General features: G+C 67.6%; 19 protein-coding genes. 11 read left to right on the forward strand and 8 right to left on the reverse strand.

Annotation, left to right across the window (positions count from 1 at the left end):
* The first annotated feature begins 5 nt into the window (after window positions 1-5).
* The 5 genes from ACRYA2_RS00625 (at window position 6) to ACRYA2_RS00645 (ending at window position 5,496) form a co-directional block, all read left to right on the forward strand.
* Window positions 6-878: an amino acid ABC transporter permease gene (locus ACRYA2_RS00625; RefSeq protein WP_433623223.1), complete on the forward strand. Its 873-nt coding sequence runs from the start codon at window positions 6-8 to the stop codon at window positions 876-878.
* Window positions 879-1,649 (forward strand): amino acid ABC transporter ATP-binding protein, encoded by a 771-nt coding sequence (locus tag ACRYA2_RS00630; protein WP_433623225.1) that lies wholly within the window; start codon window positions 879-881, stop codon window positions 1,647-1,649.
* Window positions 1,650-1,767: 118 nt separating this feature from the next.
* A complete protein-coding gene (locus tag ACRYA2_RS00635; RefSeq protein WP_433623227.1) occupies window positions 1,768-3,441 on the forward strand; it encodes a Na+/H+ antiporter NhaC family protein in 1,674 nt (557 codons plus the stop codon).
* Window positions 3,442-3,727: 286 nt separating this feature from the next.
* Window positions 3,728-4,675, forward strand: coding sequence for an ATP-binding cassette domain-containing protein (locus tag ACRYA2_RS00640; protein ID WP_433623229.1), 948 nt, complete (start codon window positions 3,728-3,730; stop codon window positions 4,673-4,675).
* Window positions 4,672-5,496, forward strand: a complete 825-nt coding sequence (locus ACRYA2_RS00645; RefSeq protein ID WP_433623231.1) for an ABC transporter permease — start codon at window positions 4,672-4,674, stop codon at window positions 5,494-5,496. Before ACRYA2_RS00640 ends, ACRYA2_RS00645 begins: the two co-directional genes overlap by 4 nt.
* Window positions 5,497-5,680: 184 nt before the next feature.
* On the opposite strand, the gene ACRYA2_RS00650 is transcribed toward ACRYA2_RS00645, so the two are convergent.
* Together ACRYA2_RS00650 and ACRYA2_RS00655 are read right to left on the reverse strand one after the other, a co-directional pair.
* Window positions 5,681-6,730, reverse strand: a complete 1,050-nt coding sequence (locus tag ACRYA2_RS00650; protein WP_433623233.1) for an NAD(P)-dependent glycerol-1-phosphate dehydrogenase — start codon at window positions 6,728-6,730, stop codon at window positions 5,681-5,683.
* Between the two features lie 57 nt (window positions 6,731-6,787).
* Window positions 6,788-7,132: a nuclear transport factor 2 family protein gene (locus ACRYA2_RS00655; RefSeq protein WP_433623235.1), complete on the reverse strand. Its 345-nt coding sequence runs from the start codon at window positions 7,130-7,132 to the stop codon at window positions 6,788-6,790.
* A 126-nt stretch (window positions 7,133-7,258) separates the two neighbouring features.
* Here ACRYA2_RS00655 and ACRYA2_RS00660 point away from each other — a divergent pair, with 126 nt between their 5' ends.
* Window positions 7,259-7,759 (forward strand): DUF367 family protein, encoded by a 501-nt coding sequence (locus ACRYA2_RS00660; protein WP_433623237.1) that lies wholly within the window; start codon window positions 7,259-7,261, stop codon window positions 7,757-7,759.
* A gap of 45 nt (window positions 7,760-7,804) precedes the next feature.
* Window positions 7,805-7,954 (forward strand): 50S ribosomal protein L40e, encoded by a 150-nt coding sequence (locus ACRYA2_RS00665; protein WP_113275175.1) that lies wholly within the window; start codon window positions 7,805-7,807, stop codon window positions 7,952-7,954.
* A 56-nt stretch (window positions 7,955-8,010) separates the two neighbouring features.
* Here the strand turns inward: ACRYA2_RS00665 and ACRYA2_RS00670 are convergent, their stop codons facing one another.
* Both ACRYA2_RS00670 and ACRYA2_RS00675 read right to left on the reverse strand, forming a co-directional pair.
* Window positions 8,011-8,550 carry a GNAT family N-acetyltransferase gene (locus tag ACRYA2_RS00670; protein ID WP_433623240.1) on the reverse strand — a complete coding sequence of 180 codons (540 nt, stop codon included), beginning with the start codon at window positions 8,548-8,550 and terminating at the stop codon, window positions 8,011-8,013.
* A gap of 51 nt (window positions 8,551-8,601) precedes the next feature.
* A complete protein-coding gene (locus ACRYA2_RS00675) occupies window positions 8,602-9,213 on the reverse strand; it encodes an MBL fold metallo-hydrolase (RefSeq protein ID WP_433623242.1) in 612 nt (203 codons plus the stop codon).
* An 82-nt stretch (window positions 9,214-9,295) separates the two neighbouring features.
* Between ACRYA2_RS00675 and ACRYA2_RS00680 the strand changes: the two genes are divergently transcribed.
* Window positions 9,296-9,475 carry a DUF5786 family protein gene (locus ACRYA2_RS00680; protein ID WP_113275178.1) on the forward strand — a complete coding sequence of 60 codons (180 nt, stop codon included), beginning with the start codon at window positions 9,296-9,298 and terminating at the stop codon, window positions 9,473-9,475.
* A gap of 1 nt (window position 9,476) precedes the next feature.
* The gene (locus tag ACRYA2_RS00685; RefSeq protein ID WP_433623244.1) at window positions 9,477-10,031 is read left to right on the forward strand and encodes an endonuclease dU; all 555 of its coding nucleotides are present in this window, start codon (window positions 9,477-9,479) and stop codon (window positions 10,029-10,031) included.
* 10 nt (window positions 10,032-10,041) lie between these two features.
* On the opposite strand, the gene ACRYA2_RS00690 is transcribed toward ACRYA2_RS00685, so the two are convergent.
* The 3 genes from ACRYA2_RS00690 to ACRYA2_RS00700 form a co-directional block, all read right to left on the reverse strand.
* The gene (locus ACRYA2_RS00690) at window positions 10,042-11,694 is read right to left on the reverse strand and encodes a Coenzyme F420 hydrogenase/dehydrogenase, beta subunit C-terminal domain (protein WP_433623246.1); all 1,653 of its coding nucleotides are present in this window, start codon (window positions 11,692-11,694) and stop codon (window positions 10,042-10,044) included.
* Complete coding sequence (locus tag ACRYA2_RS00695) at window positions 11,687-13,450, reverse strand: nitrite/sulfite reductase (RefSeq protein ID WP_433623248.1); 1,764 nt, start codon at window positions 13,448-13,450, stop codon at window positions 11,687-11,689. Before ACRYA2_RS00695 ends, ACRYA2_RS00690 begins: the two co-directional genes overlap by 8 nt.
* Before the next feature lie 420 nt (window positions 13,451-13,870).
* Window positions 13,871-14,980, reverse strand: a complete 1,110-nt coding sequence (locus ACRYA2_RS00700; RefSeq protein ID WP_433623250.1) for a tRNA (guanine(26)-N(2))-dimethyltransferase — start codon at window positions 14,978-14,980, stop codon at window positions 13,871-13,873.
* Window positions 14,981-15,204: 224 nt separating this feature from the next.
* Here ACRYA2_RS00700 and ACRYA2_RS00705 point away from each other — a divergent pair, with 224 nt between their 5' ends.
* The gene (locus ACRYA2_RS00705) at window positions 15,205-15,549 is read left to right on the forward strand and encodes a hypothetical protein (protein WP_433623252.1); all 345 of its coding nucleotides are present in this window, start codon (window positions 15,205-15,207) and stop codon (window positions 15,547-15,549) included.
* 18 nt (window positions 15,550-15,567) lie between these two features.
* Here the strand turns inward: ACRYA2_RS00705 and hisH are convergent, their stop codons facing one another.
* Entirely contained in the window at window positions 15,568-16,230 is a 663-nt protein-coding gene (hisH, locus tag ACRYA2_RS00710) for an imidazole glycerol phosphate synthase subunit HisH (protein ID WP_433623254.1), read from the reverse strand.
* A gap of 368 nt (window positions 16,231-16,598) precedes the next feature.
* Between hisH and ACRYA2_RS00715 the strand changes: the two genes are divergently transcribed.
* Window positions 16,599-17,618 carry a PhnD/SsuA/transferrin family substrate-binding protein gene (locus ACRYA2_RS00715; RefSeq protein ID WP_433623255.1) on the forward strand — a complete coding sequence of 340 codons (1,020 nt, stop codon included), beginning with the start codon at window positions 16,599-16,601 and terminating at the stop codon, window positions 17,616-17,618.
* The last annotated feature ends 66 nt before the right edge of the window (window positions 17,619-17,684 follow it).

The raw sequence follows: 17,684 nt of genomic DNA on the forward strand, positions 1-17,684 counted from the left end.
ACCCAATGGGCGAGACGTACACCGAGGACCCCGGCAGCGAAGTCTCGGTCGGCGAGGGGGTGGTGACCGACGAACGGGTCAGGTGGGCGGGCATCGCGGTGTCGCTTCTGTTCACCGCGGCGATACTCGCGTTCATCGCGCTCGTCCTGCTGGAGTACGTGGACTACGACCTGCTGTTCGCAGTGATTCCGCGGTTCGTCGAGGCGTTCGTTCGCGTCGTCAAGGTCGTCGTCATCTCCAGCGTCCTCGCGGTCACCGCGGGGGTGTTCGTCGGTCTCGGACGGGTGTCGCGTACGTCCATCACCCACGCGATAGCCACCGCGTACGTCCAGTTCTTCCGGGGGACGCCGCTCCTGTTCCAGCTCTTCATCATCTACCTCGGCATCCCGTCGCTGTGGCCGCCGGGGGAGTTCCCCGTCGGGAACTGGAGTTTCGCCACGGCCGTCATCGCGCTGACGCTGAACCACGCGGCCTACGTCGGCGAGGCCATCAAAGGCGGCATCAACGCCGTTCCGGAGGGGCAGATGGAGGCCGCACGGTCGCTGGGGATGGCGTACGTCGATTCGATGCGGGAGGTCGTCCTCCCGCAAGCGTGGCGCAACTCGCTGGCCGCCATCGGCAACGACCAGGTCATCCTCGTGAAAGACACCTCGCTGTTGACGGTCATCGCGTTTCCCGAGATACTCACGGTGTTCCGGGAGATCAACTCCAACCAGTTCGACCCGTGGACGCCGATAGTTCTCGTCGCGGTGACGTACCTCGCCATCACGCTTCCGCTCATGCGACTGGTCCAGTACCTCGAAACTCGCGCCGAGTGGGGGTCGGACGGCGAGGATGGGGAGGGGTCGAGAAACTGGTTCACCTGGGGTGACCACTAGATGAGCGACGCCGTGAGGACGACCGCGGAGCAGGTGACGGGCGAGCCGATGGTCGAGTTCGACGGCGTGGACAAGTACTTCGGGAGCGCCCACGTCCTGAAGGACGTCGACCTCGCGGTGGACCCCCAGGAGGTCGTCGTCGTCATCGGGCCGAGCGGGAGCGGCAAGTCCACGCTACTGCGGTGTGCGAACCGACTGGAGGAGATCCAGAGCGGCGAGGTCCGCATCGCGGGCCAGTCCATCACCGCACCCGGGGTGGACGTGAACCGCCTCCGCCAGAAGGTCGGGATGGTGTTCCAGCACTTCAACCTCTTCCCGCACAAGACCGCGCTGCAGAACGTCACGCTCGCACCGATTCGCGTTCGCGGACTCTCGCAGGCCGACGCCAGACAGCGCGGACGGGAGTTGCTGGAGGCGGTCGGACTGGGCGACCAGATGAACTCCTATCCCGCGGAGCTGTCGGGCGGCCAGCAACAGCGCGTCGCCATCGCGCGGGCGCTGGCGATGGACCCCGAGGTGATGCTGTTCGACGAGGTGACGTCGGCGCTGGACCCGGAACTCGTCGGCGAGGTCCTGGGGGTCATGCGGACGCTCGCCGAGGAGGGGATGACGATGCTCGTCGTCACGCACGAGATGGGTTTCGCCCGCGAAGTGGGCGACCGCGTCGTGTTGATGTCCGAGGGGCGCATCGTCGAGACCGGGCCGCCGTCGGACCTCTTCGACAGCCCGGAAACAGAACGCGCGAAGCAGTTCCTCTCCCGGGTCCGCTAACCGAGCCCCGCTTGCGATAGTTGTTCCTGACGTCTCTTCTGCTGTACGTTTTTCATTCTGAACTCTCTCTTCTGCAACCACCATAACTCATTTATCGCCGGGGTTGGCAAAGGGGGGTATGGCTCTCGAAGAGATAACTACGGGTCCGTGGTCGCTACTCCCGGCACTGCTCGCCATCAGTCTCGCGTGGTACACCCGGGACGCGATAATCGGTCTGTTCGTCGGCGTCGCCAGCGCCGGCGTCGTCTACGGCGCGTTCAGGCCGGAGACCGTCGGCGTCCCCCCGGACATGGGCGGCGGCGCGCTGGGACCGGCGCTCGGCGCGGTGTTCGGGGTGAAGCACGTTCCAGAACTCATCGCCACCGCGCCCCTCTTCTCCTCGACCTGGTACGTCAAGAACGTCCTCATGGCTATCTTCGCCATTGGCGGCATGATAGGGTTGATGATACGGGCGGGGGCGATACAGGGCGTTCTCGAAGCACTGACCGAGCGGGCTGACTCGGCGGCCGACGCCGAGAAGGCCGCGTTCCTCGCCGGCATCGCCGTCCACATCGACGACTACTTCAACTGCCTCGTGGTCGGCTCGATGATGCGCCCGCTGACCGACAAGTACGACGTCTCGCGGGCGAAACTGGCCTACTACGTCGACTCGGCCGGGTCGCCCGCCGCGCGACTCGCCTTCTACTCGACGTGGGGCGTCGCGCTCATCGGCTTCATCGGCAGCGGTATCGAACAGGCCGCGACGAGCGGAAGCCTCCCCGCCGACATGGGGAACTACGTCACCCAGACCGGTGACGGCCCGGCCGCCGCCACCGCCCAGATATGGCCGCTGTTCTTCAACAGCCTCGCGTTCGGCTTCTACTCGTGGACGGCGCTCGTCCTCGCCGGCCTCGTCGCCTGGCAGGTGTTCCCGAACATCTTCGGCATGAAGCACGAGGAGGAGCGGGCGCGCAACGGCGGCGGCGTCGTCGGCGAGAACGACGACCCCATGATATCCCGCGAGATGGACCAGTACGAGATGTCCGAGACGGCGGACCCCGACTGGCGCAACTTCGCCATCCCCATCGCCACCATGATACTGGTCGGCCTCGGCGCGATGTTCTGGCGCCCGAGCCCCGTCGTCTCCGCACCTCAGATGACGACGCTGTTCTCGCTCGGCGGGTACGAGTTCATGCTCCCGGCGGGCGGCAAGTGGGCGTTCGACATCGGCGGCATCCGCCTCGGCCTCGCCTCGACCGCGGGCCTGGTGGTCGCGTTCGTCCTCTACCGCCTCCGGGGCGACATCCCGAGCAACGAGGACGCCACCGACGCGATGATGCGTGGGTTCAAGGGCATCCTGCTCGCGGCGGTCATCCTCATGTTCGCCACCGCCATCCAGAACTCCGTGACGACGCTCGGCATCTCGGCGTTCGTCACAGACTGGTTCTCGGGCGTCCCGGCCGCCGTCGTCCCCCTCTCGCTGTTCCTCGTCACCAGCGCCGTCAGCTTCTCCGACGGGAGTTCCTGGGCGACCTACGGCATCATGTTCCCCATCGCCATCCCGGTGGCGTTCTCGACGGGCGCGAACCTTCCCCTCGTGATGGGCGCGGTCTTCTCGGGCGGCATCTTCGGCGACCACAGTTCGCCCATCAGCGACACCACCGTCCTCGCGTCCTCGACCAGCGGTAGCGACCACCTCGTCCACGTCCGCACCCAGATTCCCTACGCCGTCATCTGTGCGACCATCTCCGCCCTCCTCTTCCTGATACTCGGGTACGCGCTCCCGAACGGGTTCCGCATCCTGCCGTACTGAACCCCCGCGTCTCCTCCCCTCGTCGGTTCACACTCCCGGGGTCGTCCCCGCTGCTCGGACTGCCGGGACCGCTCCACCTCCAGAAACGGTCGCGCTCGCGGCGTGACTCGTCTCCGTTCGCGACCGTTCCTTCGAGCGCGCCGACCCCGGAGAGGATTCCGTCGACCTTTCAGCGTTCCAGCGCCGCAGGAATATCCCGGCGAATTTGCACGATAGAGGGGACGAAACGGTGGTATGCCCATACATGACAGCGTACTTTTAACTACGTTCCGTTCAATCAACCGACATGGCCGCCATCCAGACGAACGGTCTCACGAAGCGGTTCGGCGACGTGGTCGCGGTTCGCGACCTTGACCTCCAGGTCGAAGAGGGCGAAATCTTCGGCTTCCTCGGTCCGAACGGTTCGGGCAAGTCCACGACCATCAACATGTTGCTGGACTACGTCAGACCAACCCAGGGCACTGCCACGGTCCTCGGGGCCGACGCACAGGAGGAGACGCAGGCGATCCACCAGCGCATCGGCATCCTGCCGGACACGTTCGACCTCTACGACCGGCTCTCGGGGCGCAAACACGTCCAGTTCGCCATCGACTCCAAGGGGAGCGACGACGACGTCGACGCCCTCCTCGACCGCGTCGGCCTCGACTGCGACGACGCCGAACGACCCGCGGGCGACTACTCCACAGGGATGCGCCAGCGCGTCACGCTCGGAATGGCGCTCGTCGGCGACCCCGACCTGCTCATCCTCGACGAACCCTCCAACGGTCTCGACCCGAACGGCGTCCGGGAGATGCGCGACATCATCCGGACCGAAGCCGACTCGGGCACGGCCGTGTTCTTCTCCAGCCACATCCTCTCGCAGGTCGAGGCCGTCTGCGACCGCGTCGGCATCATGAGCGACGGCGAACTCGTCGCCGTCGACACCATCGACGGACTGCGCGAGTCCGTCGGCACGGGTGCGACGATGGAACTCACGGTCGACCCGCCGCTCGACGAGTCCGCGGTCGCCGCCGTCCGCGACGTCAACGGCGTCACCGACGCGACCACCGACGGTAGCGTCCTCACCGTCACGTACACCGCCTCGAACGCGAAGGCCAAGGTCATCAACCGCGTCGAGGAGACCGGCGCGACCGTGACCGACATCACCACGAAGGAGTCCTCGCTGGAGGACCTCTTCACCGCCTACACGTCCGGGTCGAACGACGTCCGGACCGGCGAGGAGGTGTCGGCATGAGCTGGGCGGTCGTCGCGCGCAAGGACTTCGAAGACGCGGCTCGCTCGAAGATGCTGTGGGCCATCACCGTCCTGTTCGTGCTGACGACGGCCGGCGGAATGTACGCCTACGACGCCATGAACAGCAACCCGAGCGCCGCCGACGCCATCAACTGGCTCGGCACGCCCGCGAGCCTGATAATCCCGCTCGCGGCGCTCGTCGTCGCCTACCTCGCCATCGCGGGCGAACGCGAGTCGGGAAGCATCAAGCTGCTGCTCGGCCTGCCCCACACGCGCGGCGACGTCGTCTTCGGCAAACTCGTCGGACGGGCCGTCGTCGTCGGCGTGGCGACCCTCGTCGCCTTCGTCGCCGGCGCGGCCGTCCTGCTGGTGAACTACGGGACCGTCCCGGTGGTCGATTTCGCCGTACTCGGCGTGCTGACGCTGCTGTTCGCCACCGCCTTCGTCGGCATCGCCATCGGCTTCTCGTCGCTGGCAGCGACCCGGTCGCGGGCGATGGCGGGCGCGATAGGCCTGTTCTTCGTCTTCCAGCTCATCTGGGACTTCGTCCCGCTCGGCGTCTACTACGTCGTCGAAGGCGGACTGCCGACGGGCGAACTGCCGCCGTGGTTCTTCCTCGTGCAGGTGCTCAACCCGAAGAACGCCTACTCCACGCTCTCGACCCTGCTCATCAACGAGAACGCCACGACCCAGTTCGAGGCCGTCCTCGGCGAGGTTCCGTTCTACCTCGACAGCTGGTTCCTGTTCGTCATCCTGCTCGCCTGGCTCGTCGTCCCGGTGGTGCTCGGCTACCTGCGATTCCGGAGCGTCGACCTGAGCTGAGCCGGCGGGCGCTTTCGCCCCACTCCGTTCGATTTCTCCGCCCCGACCGCGTCGCTGGCCCGTCGCGAGCGAAGCGGTAGCGAGTGGCGAACGGAGGTAAGCGGTTCCCCGTCTACGGACGTGTCACACCCGACAGTGAATCGGCCGAACAGAAGTCCGCGACGACTGATTCGGGGTCGGACCGTCAGATGACGCCCGTGGTCTCGGCCGCCTCGACGGCCGCCGCCTCGTTCATGCCGTTCCCCAGTATCGTGTAGCGGTCGCGTATCTCGTGGGCGGTCGTCAGCGCCTCGATGACGGTGGCGTCGTCGATGCCGAGTTCCTCCGCCGTCGTCGGCGCGCCGATGGTCGCCAGCGCGTCCCGGATGCCGCGCCAGTCGCCGCCGTGGAGGTACTCGGTGACGATGGAGCCGACGCCGACCTGGTGGCCGTGCAGCGCCGCGCCCGGCGCGATGCGGTCGAGCTGGTGGGAGAAGAGATGTTCCGCGCCGCTGGCGGGACGCGAGGAGCCGGCGATGGACATGGCGACGCCGGAGGACACGAGGGCCTTCACGACGACCCACGCCGACTCCTCCAGGCCGGGCTTGATAGAGTCCGCGTTGTCGACCAGCATCTCGGCGGTCATCTCCGCGAGCGCGGCGCCGTACTCGGAGTACTCGACGTTCTGCAGGCGCTGGGCGAGCCGCCAGTCCTTGACGGCGGTGTAGTTGCTGATGATGTCCGCACAGCCCGCGGTGGTGAGTCGCCACGGCGCGTCGGCCAGGATCTCGGTGTCGGCGACCACCGCGAGCGGCGGTTCGGCGGCGACGCTGTGGCGGGTCCCCTCGTCGGGGACCGAGCCGCGTCCGCTGACGATGCCGTCGTGGCTCGCCGCGGTCGGGACGGAGACGAACCCCACGTCGAGTTCGTCGCTGGCCATTTTCGCGATGTCGATGGCCTTCCCGCCGCCGACGCCGACGAGGAAGCCGGCGTCCGCCTCCCGGGCGGCGTCGATGACCCGCGTCACGGCGTCGAAGCTCGCCTCGTCGACGACGATGGTCTCGGTGTCGGTGCCGGCGTCCTCGAAGCCCTCGGCGACGCGCTCGGCCGCCACCTCGCGCGGCGTCGGACTCGTGACGACCAGCGGTCGCCCGTCGAGATGCAGTTCGCTGACGGCGTCCACCGTCTCCGAGAGGACGCCGTGACCCACCACCACGTTCCGGGGCAGGCGAATCCAGGTGGACTTGTCGAACATACCCCCAGTCTCTCGCCCGTCGGGATAACCGTTTTTCTCTCGTGGCACCCCGGCCGCCTACCGCGTGAACGTCTCTATCTCCGCTATCCGTGCGTCAGCGACCGAGAACACGTCCACGAACGCGAACAATCGTTCGCCCGTCGCGTCGCGGAGTCGCCCCCGGACCGCCACCGTCGCGTCTCCGTCCCCCGGCGTCGCGTCCGCGAACACCCGGTCCACCTCGTGGCTGGTCTCCGCGTCCGGGCGCTCGTCGCGCATGAACGTCACGAGCGTCTCCCGGCCCTCGATTGTCCGGTCGGGACGGTGGTGGACCACCGCCGGAGCCAGCAGGTCGGCGAACGCCTCGTAGTCGTGGTCGTCGATGGCTCGATAGTACCCCCGAACGACGGTCTCGGCGTCCATGCCCGAGACGACGCAGGGGTCGTCCTTGAGGATGGCGTCTCGCGGAACTCGGCCCCGGGCGGGTCCCGCGCGGCGCGTTCGACTCCTTTCCGGACGCTTTTCACCGACTCGCTCCTACGGGAGAGCGTGAACCTCCACGTGCGCTACGAGGGCGACGACGACCCCGACAAGTGCACGGCGCGAAAGCTCGCCCGGTTCGAGATGGCGGAACTCCATCGCACGACCCGGGCGACGCCGTACGGGGTCGTGCTCAACCCCCACGCCGAGCAGGCGCTGTCGCCGGCCGACCGCGCCGAGAGCGACCGCCTCGTCGCGCTCGACTGTTCGTGGGAGACCGCGGAGGCGGCCCTGTTCGAGATGCCCGGCGTCCACCGGGCGCTCCCGTTCCTCGTCGCCGCCAACCCCGTCAACTACGGCAAGCCGTTCCGGCTGACGACCGTCGAGGCGTTCGCCGCGGCGCTCTCCATCCTCGGCGAGCGCGAGCAGGCCGAGGATATCCTCGGGAAGTTCACGTGGGGGGAGACCTTCCTCGAACTCAACGCCGAACCGCTGCGGCGGTACGCCGACTGCGAGGACTCCTCCGAGGTGGTCGCCGTCCAGCAGGAGTATCTCGACGCCGGCCGGTGAGAGCGACTCGGAAACGTTTAAACGCGGTCGGACGAAATCGACGGTATGGCTAGCTTCGACCCCGCGGAAGAACGGATGCTCAAGAAGATGATCTGCATGCGGTGTAACGCGCGGAACCCCCAGCGAGCCGACCAGTGTCGCAAGTGCGGCTACGGCAACCTCCGCCCGAAGAGCACGGAGTCGCGCAGCGCGTAACCGCCGACCGATTCTCCTCGACGCCGACCCGCCACGAGCGGCGCGTCCACCGCTGGCTACCGCTCCCCGTCGAACCACTCGTCTTCGAGGATTGCGTAGTAGTCGACGTCGACGTACTCGCCGTCGAGGAACTCGGCCTCCCGGAACCGCCCCTCGTGGCGGAAGCCGAGTTTCTCCCAGATGCGCGCCGACCCCGCGTTGCCCTCGAAGACGCGGGCCATCACGCGGTGGTGGCGGCGCTCGCGGAACGCGTAGTCGGTGACGAGCCTGCTCGCCTCGGTGCCGTACCCCTCGCCCCAGTACCGCTCGGCGAGGAAGATGCCGATCTCGGCGCTGGCCTCCGTCTGGTCCTTCGGGTGGAGACCGACGGACCCCATCGGTTCGCCGTCCCGGCAGACGAGCAGGTTCGTGTGGTCATCGTTCGAACATCGCTCCTCGTACCACTCTCGCTCTTGCCGACCGTTTATCGGCGGTCGACTGCCGAGATACTCCCGGACGGCCGGGTCGTTGATGGTCGCCTGGAGGAACTCCAGGTCCTCCTCCTCGACCGTCCTGAGTTCGATGCCGTCGCCTTCCAGGAAGACGGGACCGGGCATACCCAGTAGTACGATAACTGATACGAAAAAGTTTCGTGGCGTGCGACGCCGCTACTCGTCCGGATACTTCGGTTCGCGTCGCTCGGCGCGCTCCAGCGCCTGTTCTATCACCTCGCGCACGTCCCCGTGGAACTCGCCGCCGTGGCCGGCGTACATGTTCTCGACGCCGTCGGGGAGGCGGTCCAGTATCTCGCGGAGGCTCTCGATGAGTCGCTCGCGGGACTGTCCCGGCATGTCGGTGCGGCCGAAACTCCCGTCGTCGAACGCGCCGTCGTCGTGGACGACCACGTCGCCGCTGAAGATGGTCGCGTCGCCGACGAACGCGAGGTGGTCGTCGGCGTGGCCCGGCGTGTGGACGGCTTCGAACGTCTCGTCGCCGATGTCGACGACGTCGCCGTCGGCCAGTTCGCGGGTTCGTCGGGGGTGGTCGGCGTACGCCGCGAGGTCGGCGTCGAACGCGTCGAGGACGGCGTCCAGTCGTTCGACGTGGTCGCCGTGCTGGTGGGTGAGCACGACCGCGTCGAGGTCGTCCGTGCGTTCCCGGACCGCCTCCACGACCCCGTCCATCGCTCCCGCGTCCACGAGAACGGTCCGGTCGCCGAGCGCGAGATAGGCGTTGCAGGTGAACGTCTCGGCGTCGGCGGTGACGTTGTAGACTCGCATGCTGGCCGGTTACGGCGCAACTGGCAAAGTCCTGACGGGCGGCGTGCGATTTTAGTAGCCGAAGCGAGTAGTGACAATCAGTATGGGCTTCGGGAGCTACGACGAATCCGAACAAGACAACCAGGAGTACGACGCCGACTTGAACGACGACAGTGGCGTGAACACCACCGAACACGACCACGACGGGAGCGTCGACTTCGAGATCGGAGCGTCTAACGACGAACTGATCGACCGGCTCTCGGACATCAAAGACGAGGAGTGACGTGAAATCCGGCGTCCGTGCGCTCGGCGTCGCGGAGTCGTACCGCGGCGACGCCAGCACGCTCGCCGGTGCGGTGACCCGCGCCAGCCGGGTCGTCGACGGATTCGTTTTCGGTTCCTGTACGGTGGGTGGCACCGACGCCACCGACGCCGTCGTCGACCTCGTCGCCCGCCTCGACCGCGAGGACGTGCGTTACGTCCTCCTCGCGGGGATGGCGCTGTCGTGGTACAACGTTCTCGACCTCAACCGGATTCAGGCGGCCGTCGAGCGTCCGGTCGTCTCCGTCACCTTCGAGGAGAGCGACGGCCTGGAGGACGCCCTCGACGCCGAGTTCTCCGGCGAGGAACTCGCCCGCCGCCGCGACGTCTACCGCGACCAGCCGCCGCGCCGCGAACTCGCCGTCAACGACCAGACCGTCTTCGTCCGCTCGGTCGGCATGGACGAGCGCGAGGCCGGCGACGTGGTCCGGGCGTTCACACCGGAGGGCGGCCGGCCGGAACCGCTCCGGGTCGCCCGCCTTGCCGCGCGCGCCGCCGACGAGTGGCGCGACGCGTGACCGAACCGCCTCAGTGGTCCTCCTCGTGCGGATTGAGCGTCGTGCCGTAGTTCTCGACGTGGTCCGTGTAGTCGATGAACCGCGGCGCGTCCGGGTCGAAGGGGCGTTCGAGCGCCTCGAACGCCCGGCTCTTGTCCCAGCTCTGGAGGCCGCCGACGGCGCTCCGGTCTTCGAGGTCGTGGTAGTCGAGCGCGGGTTCGGCGTGGTCCCACGCCTCCTCCCCGGTCTCGGTCCGCACGATGATGGACGAGAACCCGTCGGAGCTTCCGACCGACCCGACGGTGAGGTCGGCGGCGTAGCCCGTGAAGTCGGCGCACTCATCACAGCCCTTGAGGGCGGCGTCGTGGAACTCCCGGATGTCCTCGTCGAGCAGGACGTCGCCGTCGCGGCCCTGGACGGTCAGGCGGCCGTCCACCACGTCGAGGCGCTCGATGTCCTCGGGCGGGATGCCGTGGTTCTCTTCCAGCTGGTCGCCGAAGAGGCGCTGGTGATTGAAGTTCTTGGTGCACATCAGCGCGATGGTGTAATCGACCGCGCGGACGCCGGTCTCGTGGGACTGGTAGTCCCACTCGAAGTCCTGGAGCGCTCGGATGCCCTCTATCTCGCAGGGCGTCCCCACGAGCGCGAGGCTGAGGTCCTCGTCGGGGAGCTTGTGCTCCCACCGGCCGAGGTCGAGGTTGCCGAGCGCCATCGTCTGGTTGTAGAAGCTGCCGGCGTTCGCGACCAGTTCCTCGTGGGTGGTCGCGAGGAAGCTCTCTGCCTTCCACGGTTCGTCGTCGGACTCCATGGCGACGAGCGCGCCGTCTATCTCGCCGGCCTCCAGCAGGCTGCTCAGGACGGCCGTCACCACGCCGCCGTCCTGGGCGCTCTCGCGCCAGTCGTCCCGGACCTGCGCCGAGTACTCGGTGATGGGGTCGCCCGCACCGCTCACGTTGTCGTCGCCGCCGGTTATCTTCCACTGGCGCTCGTAGCGCATGCCGCCGCGGGGACAGAAGTCCCAGCAGAGCGAGCAGCCGGTGCACATCTTCACCAGCTTCGGCAGGCCGTCGTCGCCGATGCCGATGGAGTCCGAGGGACACGCCGCGACGCAGGTGCCGCACTGGATGCAGCGGTCCTCGTCGATGACCGCGTCGTCCAGTTCCATGAACCACGTCTTGTCGTCCGGCGCGTCGATGTCGTTCATCTCGCTGCGGATGCCGTACTCCGGCGTGTCGAGCGTGACGTCCTCGGGAACGCCCACGCGCTCGTCGGGCGCGTCGCCGTTCTCTAAGTCCTGGCTCTTGCCCTCCGCGGGCGCAGTGAACTCGACGTCGCGGAGGTTCCCCTCGCCGTCGACGTTCGCCGGCGTCGCGCCGCCGTCCGCGACGGCCGTCGAACCGCTCGACTCTGCGTCGGACTCGCCCCCGCAGCCGCAGCTCCCGCAACCGCAGGCGTCGCTCGCGTCGGAACGGCCGGTCTCGCTGCGCGCACCGTCCGCGGGGCGCTCGTCGGACGCGTCGGCCCGGCGGTACTCGAAGGGTCTCCGGTCGTCCCTCGACCCGCCCTGTTCCGGCCGGTCGGCGACCGACGGCACGACGTCTTCGTCTCCGCTCTCGTACTCGGGGACGCCCGGCAGCGGTTCGCCGCCGTCGTCGTCGGTCCGACGGGGGTCGCGGTCAGTCATCGACCGCGACACCTCCCGAGACGTCGGCGTCGGCCTGCTGCATGATAGAGCGCAGGCGGTCGCCGTCCGTGCGGCGGCTCCAGCCGTAGAACCGCTCGCCGTCGCGGCGTTCCTCCGCGTACGACTCGAACAGGCGTTCGAGCGCAGGGATGACCGCGTCGGCCGGCACCGCCGTCTCGATCCAGTCGATGAAGGCGTTGTCCGCGCCGAGGCTCCCACCGAGGCCGACGTCCATGCCCTCGACGATGCTGTCGTCGCCCGCTCCGTCGACCGGCTCGTCGACCTCCGACTCGAACCGCTCCGTCCCCTCGTCGTCGACGCGCGCTTTCGCCTCGTCGTCGCCGAGCACCGCGACCGTCTCGCCGCGGAAGCCGATGTCGGCTATCTGGGGCTGGGCGCACGACGCCGAGCAGCCGCTCATGTGCATCCGCACGACGTCGAGGTCGTCGGGCGTGTCGATGCGCTCGTCGAGTTCGCGCGCCCACCGCTTGGTGCGGTTCTTGGTCTCGATGATGCCGTAGTTGCAGAACTCGCTGCCCGTGCAGCCGACGGCGCCGCGGGCGAACGGTCCGGGGTCCGGCTGGTAGTCGGCGGCGAACGCCTCGTTCACCAGGTCCTCGACGTTCTCCTCCGGAACGTGCGTGACGAGGAAGTTCTGGTCCGTCGCGAGGCGGACGGTGCTGTCCTCGGTGCCGTACTCCCGCGCGGCCCGCGCGGCCTCCGCGAACTCGTCGCCGCCGATGCGCCCGGAGACCACGTTGAAGCCGACGTACTGGAGACCGTCCTGCTTCTGGTCGTGGACGCCGACGTGGTCGCCGACGTACCCCTCGGTGAGGTCGGTTCCCCGCGACAGGAGGTCGACCTCGCACCGGTCGCGGACCGCCTCCTCGAACGCGTCGGCCCCCATCTGCTCGACGAGGTAGCGCATCCGGCAGACGCCCCGGTTGTTGCGGTCGCCGAGTTCCTTGAACGTCTGGGCGACCGCGCGGGTGAACTCGACGGCGTCCTCCGGGCGGGCGAACACGTCGAGGTCGGACGCCATCCGCGGGCCGTCGGAGAGGCCGCCGCCGACGCGGGCGTGGAACCCGTAGTACCACTCGTCGCCGATCTCCTTCTTCGCCGGCGTCATGCCAACGTCGTTGATCTGCGACTGGGCGCAGTCGTGGCGACACCCCGTGATGGTCATCTTGAACTTCCGCGGGAGGTTGGCGTACTCGCGGTTCTCGGTGAAGAACTCCGAGACGGCGTCCACTATGGGCTGGGCGTCGAAGCAGTCGTGGTCCGTCAGGCCCGCGGCGGGACACCCGAGCACGTTCCGCGCCGAGTCGCCACACCCCTGGACGGTGGTGAGACCCACGTCGTCGTAGCGCCGCCAGAGTTCGGGGACGTCCTCCAGTTCGATCCAGTGCATCTGGACGTCCTGGCGAGTGGTGATGTCCAGGTACGCGTCCCCGAACAGCGGGTTCTGTGCGTCGCCGCCGTGCTCCTCGGGCGCTCGCGCCAGGTCGTCGGCTACCTCGCCGACCGTCTCGGCCTGCGCCGGCGTCAGGCGGCCGCCTGGCACCTTCGTCCGGACCATGAAGTACCCCCGCTGTTTCTGGGTGTACATCCCCGCCCACTTGAGACGCTCCCACTCGCCGTCGCCCGCTCGCTCCTCTATCTCGTCGAACGAGAGGTCATCCTCGGCGTACCGACGGACGTCCTCGACGACGTCGAGCGGGTGTTTGTTCTGTTTCCACTCCTCGACCGTGTTCACTGGCCTTCCCTCCCGTTGCGTTCCCCTGGTGCGTCGATGTCTCGGCGGTGATGGCTCACGTCCACTCGCACGGCGAGCACGCCTTTGGAAGCCCGCCTCTCCGCATCTATTGTCGCCTCTCGCCGGTAGAGGCAGCGAACCGTCGTACCCTACGACGACGCGAGGACCGACCCGACGCCGGTAGACGCCCGCTCCGGTTTCGGCTCCGCCGTGCGGGACGTTCACAACCGACTCACTGCCGCACACGGTACCGGTCACACTCTCCGCTTCTCGCTCCGGCAGAACGTACCACCGGACGAAACGGACCGTCCGGCGGGGGACGCCGTGACGGAGGTCGCGAGGAGGGGCGTCCGCGTCGCTCCGCGGTCGCAAGTGGTCCCGGCGCACGACCGTTCGCCGACGGCGTGGCCGACTCCCTCGCTACTCCGGACCGGTCGCTTCCCGAATCTCCGCCACGGTGGCGGGCGTCTTGAACGTCGTCCCGCCGTAGTGGGTCCGCGACGCGTCGAAGCCGGCGTCCCGGAGTCGCTCCAGGAACTCGTCCATGCCGGACGCCTCCCGGGTCCACTCCTTGCAGAGGCGGTGCTGGTCGTAGTGGGTCGGTTCGTGGAGTTCGGCCTCCAGCGTCGTCAGCAGTTTCCGCGCGCGCTTCGCCGTTCCCATGTCGTCGGTGACCGCCTCGCGGACGCTCGCGACGAAGTCGGCGTCGTGGGCCGGGCCGAGCCACACGGGACCGGCGGTGACCAGGCGGTCGCTCTCGCAGGCCGGACACGACGCTGGCGGGTTCGCTATCAGGCCCCGGTCGTACTCGCGGTGGAGGCAGTCCTCGCAGTGGTAGACGTGGCCGAGTTCGTCGACGGCGGCGTTCGCGTCGGTCGCGCTGTGGTCGAGTTCGAGGTACGTCCGGACGTAGTGGTTCGTCGCGTGGGTGAGCAGGGGTGCGACGCCGACATCGTAGCGCGCCGCGGTCCTGGCCATCGCCGACAGCAGGATTCGCACGCCCATCTCGGCGTGGTAGTCGGTGTTGCGCGGGACGGCCCCGTACTTCCGGACGCCGCTGTGGAAGTGTGCGCCGCAGAGGGGTGCGGTGTCGGTCGCGGTGACGCAGACCAGGTCGCGGGTGTTGGCGAACGCGGCGTCGGCGAACGGCACCGGCGTCCCGAAGGGGTCGATATCGACCACGTCGAAGACGGACTCGTGCATGAGGCCGTTGGCGTTCCTGTGGACGACCTCGCCGTCGAGGTCGTTGCGAGCGAGGTTCTCCCGACACAGTTCGACGGCGTCGTCGTCGATGTCGGCGCAGGTGACGTCCCAGCCCTCGGCCGCGGCCCGCACGCCGCGAACGCCGGAGGCGGCCATCGCGTCGAGATACGTCTCCGCGCGCGGTTCGCGGTCCTCGTAGGCCCGGAGCACCGCGACGGTCACGTCCCGGTTCAGTTCCTGGACGGGATTGAAGAACACCTCGTCGCCGATGCCCTCGCCCCTCTGTTCGGGGACCTCGACTTCGACTCCTCCCTCGCGGACGTTCATGGTCGAGATTCGACGGTCCGGTGCGAAAAGGGATGGGATTCCGTCTCCGTGCGGGCGTCGCCGTGCGACTGTCGAGGCGTCCCTCGACGGTCGCCCGCCCCCCGGACGACCCGAACCGCGATGCGGCGACCGGAACGCGTATGTCGCATCCGTTCGAACGGCCCGGTCGTGCTCCCGGTGCTCTCCCAGCGTCACGCCCGCGAACGCCACGAGGAGGTTCCAGCGTGAACGCCGTCGAGGAGTGGCAGGCGGCCCTGGAAGACGACGGAGAACTGACGCCCGACGCCACGGAACGCCTCCTCGCGGTCCACGGCACCCGGGGTCGACGAGCCATCGAGGCGGTCACCGAACGGCGGGTCAAGGAGTACCGGGACTTCGTCGTCGTCGTCGGCTACGAGGACGAGTACGTCGTCGAGGACGGCTGTACCTGCAAGGACAGCGAGTACAACATCGACCCGGACGACCCCGAGTCGCTGTGCTGGCACGTCCTCGCGTACGAGATCGCCCGGCGCGTCGACGAGATGGACCACCACGACATGTGGTACTCCGACGTGCGCGATTTCCTGTAGGCGTCGCCCCGGACGACCCTACCGCTCCCGGCAGACGTCTGTGAAGTTGCGGAGTATCTGCAGGCCTGTCTCGCCGCTCTTCTCGGGGTGGAACTGCGTTCCGAACACGTTGCCGGTCTCGTTCGCGACGACCGCGGGGAAGGTCCCCTCGTAGTCGGTCGTCGCCACGACCGCGTCGTCGTCCTCGGGGACCGCGTAGTAGGAGTGGACGAAGTAGGCGTACCCATCGTCCACGCCGTCGACGATGGGATGGTCGCGTTCCACCGAGAGCCGGTTCCAGCCCATGTGCGGCACCTTCTTTCCACCGGAGAATCGGCAGTTCGTCCCCGGAATCAGGTCGAGTCCGCGGACGTCGCCCTCCCCGGTTCGTTCGGACTCCTCGCTCGACGTCAATAGCATCTGCATCCCGAGGCAGATGCCGAACACCGGCGTCCCGCGCTCGGCGGCGTCGACGAGAGCGTCACGGTACGGCCCCGCGTTCTCGACGCCCTCGCGGAACGCGCCGACGCCCGGCAGGACGACGCCGTCCGCGGCATCGAACGCGTCCGGGTCGTCCGATATCTCGACGTCCGCTCCCGCGCGTTCGAGGCCGCGCGAGACGCTCCGGAGGTTCCCGAGCCCGTAGTCGACGACGACGACCGACGCGCTCTCGGCCGCCCGTCGCTGAGAACTGGCGCTCATGTATGAACGAAGTGTCCCTGCAGGCAAGTCCCTTTCCGTTCCGGCAGCAGTCCCGGGGCGGTCCTCGACCAGCGCAGGCGTTCGAAGGACGCTTCGAACGGTCGTCCATCGCTTCATCGTTCGACCGTCCGCTCCCTGCCCTCGTTTATCGCATTCGTCGCGTCCATCGTGTCCGTCTCCCTACCTATATTTGAATATAAACAAAAAGTAAATGAAACTGTATCGTCAGGTTATATGTGGCTCTAGAGGTCCTCTATGGGTCGTATTATCGACTCTAAGGACGTCAGCCCGTAAAAATCTAAGAATATCTATATAATAAGAATAGGAATATTTATCGGGTAAGTGGCGAACGGACAACATGATTCAGAATGGTCAACCGACGTACCTTCCTGAAGTCCGCGGGCGCAGCGGGTGCACTGGGACTGGCAGGCTGTACTTCGAACGACGGTAGTTCGGATGGAACGACCACCGACACGACGAACGACAGTCCGGGGACGGGCACCGGGACGACGACGAAGAGCGGCTCCGACGGCACGGTCAACTTCATCCTCACGCCCGCCGAGTCCAGCGTGAACGTCAAGAAGCAGTACGCCGGCGTAATCAAGCACATCGAGGAGGCGGCGGGCGTCACGGTGAACGCGAGGAAGGCGGCGAACTACCCGGCCGTCTTCCAGGCGCTGAAATCGGGCCGGGCAGACATCGCCGACGCCTCGCCCACGCTCGCCGTCGTCGGTGCCGACAAGGGAGTCACCGACGTCATCGGCATCTGCGTCGCCTTCGGTGCAGCGAAGTACTTCTCGCTGCTCACGACCCCGGCGGACAGTTCCATCGGCGACCTCTCGGACCTGAACGGCGAGACGGTCGCGTTCGCGGACAGGGTGTCGACCAGCGGTTCGCTGTTCCCGCTGTACATGCTCAAGCAGGCCGGTCTCGACATCGGCCAGGCCCCCGAGGGCGAGCCGAAGGACTTCGAGGGTATCTGGAGCAACCACGACAACGCGAAGAAGGCCATGATAAACCGCCCGGACGTCGCCGCCGCCGGCACCGGCGCGTTCGCGACGATGGGCAACGTGCCGAAAGACCAGTTCCCGCAGCGCGTGAAAGACATCGCGGCCGGCTTCGACGACGCGGGCACCGAGGACCCGAAACTCGACCTGCTGAAGGCGTCCCAGCCGATTCCGCGCGCTCCCATCCTCGCGCGCTCGAACTGGAGTTCGTCCAAGCGCAGCGACGTCGAGCAGGCGTTGCTCGACGCCAAGAAGGAAGACTTCAAGCGCAGCGAGGCCGAGGAAGAACTCTGGTTCACCGGCCTCGAGAAGGGCGACGCCAGTGACTACGAGCCGGTTCGGAAGGTCAAGGAGAATCTCGGTCTGGAGTTCGGCAACTAACCGTCCGAAATCTTTCGTGTCGTTTTAACAGTGTAATTCTGTAGGGGAGTACGGACCGCGGCGAGG

The organism is Halomicrococcus pelagicus, from assembly GCF_050954125.1.

Coding starts and splice junctions, on each gene's coding strand:
- ACRYA2_RS00625 (WP_433623223.1), top strand. CDS start 6: ATGGGCGAGACGTACACCGAGGACCCCGGCAGCGAAGTCTCGGTCGGC.
- ACRYA2_RS00630 (WP_433623225.1), top strand. CDS start 879: ATGAGCGACGCCGTGAGGACGACCGCGGAGCAGGTGACGGGCGAGCCG.
- ACRYA2_RS00635 (WP_433623227.1), top strand. CDS start 1,768: ATGGCTCTCGAAGAGATAACTACGGGTCCGTGGTCGCTACTCCCGGCA.
- ACRYA2_RS00640 (WP_433623229.1), top strand. CDS start 3,728: ATGGCCGCCATCCAGACGAACGGTCTCACGAAGCGGTTCGGCGACGTG.
- ACRYA2_RS00645 (WP_433623231.1), top strand. CDS start 4,672: ATGAGCTGGGCGGTCGTCGCGCGCAAGGACTTCGAAGACGCGGCTCGC.
- ACRYA2_RS00650 (WP_433623233.1), bottom strand. CDS start 6,730: ATGTTCGACAAGTCCACCTGGATTCGCCTGCCCCGGAACGTGGTGGTG.
- ACRYA2_RS00655 (WP_433623235.1), bottom strand. CDS start 7,132: ATGGACGCCGAGACCGTCGTTCGGGGGTACTATCGAGCCATCGACGAC.
- ACRYA2_RS00665 (WP_113275175.1), top strand. CDS start 7,805: ATGGCTAGCTTCGACCCCGCGGAAGAACGGATGCTCAAGAAGATGATC.
- ACRYA2_RS00670 (WP_433623240.1), bottom strand. CDS start 8,550: ATGCCCGGTCCCGTCTTCCTGGAAGGCGACGGCATCGAACTCAGGACG.
- ACRYA2_RS00675 (WP_433623242.1), bottom strand. CDS start 9,213: ATGCGAGTCTACAACGTCACCGCCGACGCCGAGACGTTCACCTGCAAC.
- ACRYA2_RS00680 (WP_113275178.1), top strand. CDS start 9,296: ATGGGCTTCGGGAGCTACGACGAATCCGAACAAGACAACCAGGAGTAC.
- ACRYA2_RS00690 (WP_433623246.1), bottom strand. CDS start 11,694: ATGACTGACCGCGACCCCCGTCGGACCGACGACGACGGCGGCGAACCG.
- ACRYA2_RS00700 (WP_433623250.1), bottom strand. CDS start 14,980: ATGAACGTCCGCGAGGGAGGAGTCGAAGTCGAGGTCCCCGAACAGAGG.
- hisH (WP_433623254.1), bottom strand. CDS start 16,230: ATGAGCGCCAGTTCTCAGCGACGGGCGGCCGAGAGCGCGTCGGTCGTC.
- ACRYA2_RS00715 (WP_433623255.1), top strand. CDS start 16,599: ATGGTCAACCGACGTACCTTCCTGAAGTCCGCGGGCGCAGCGGGTGCA.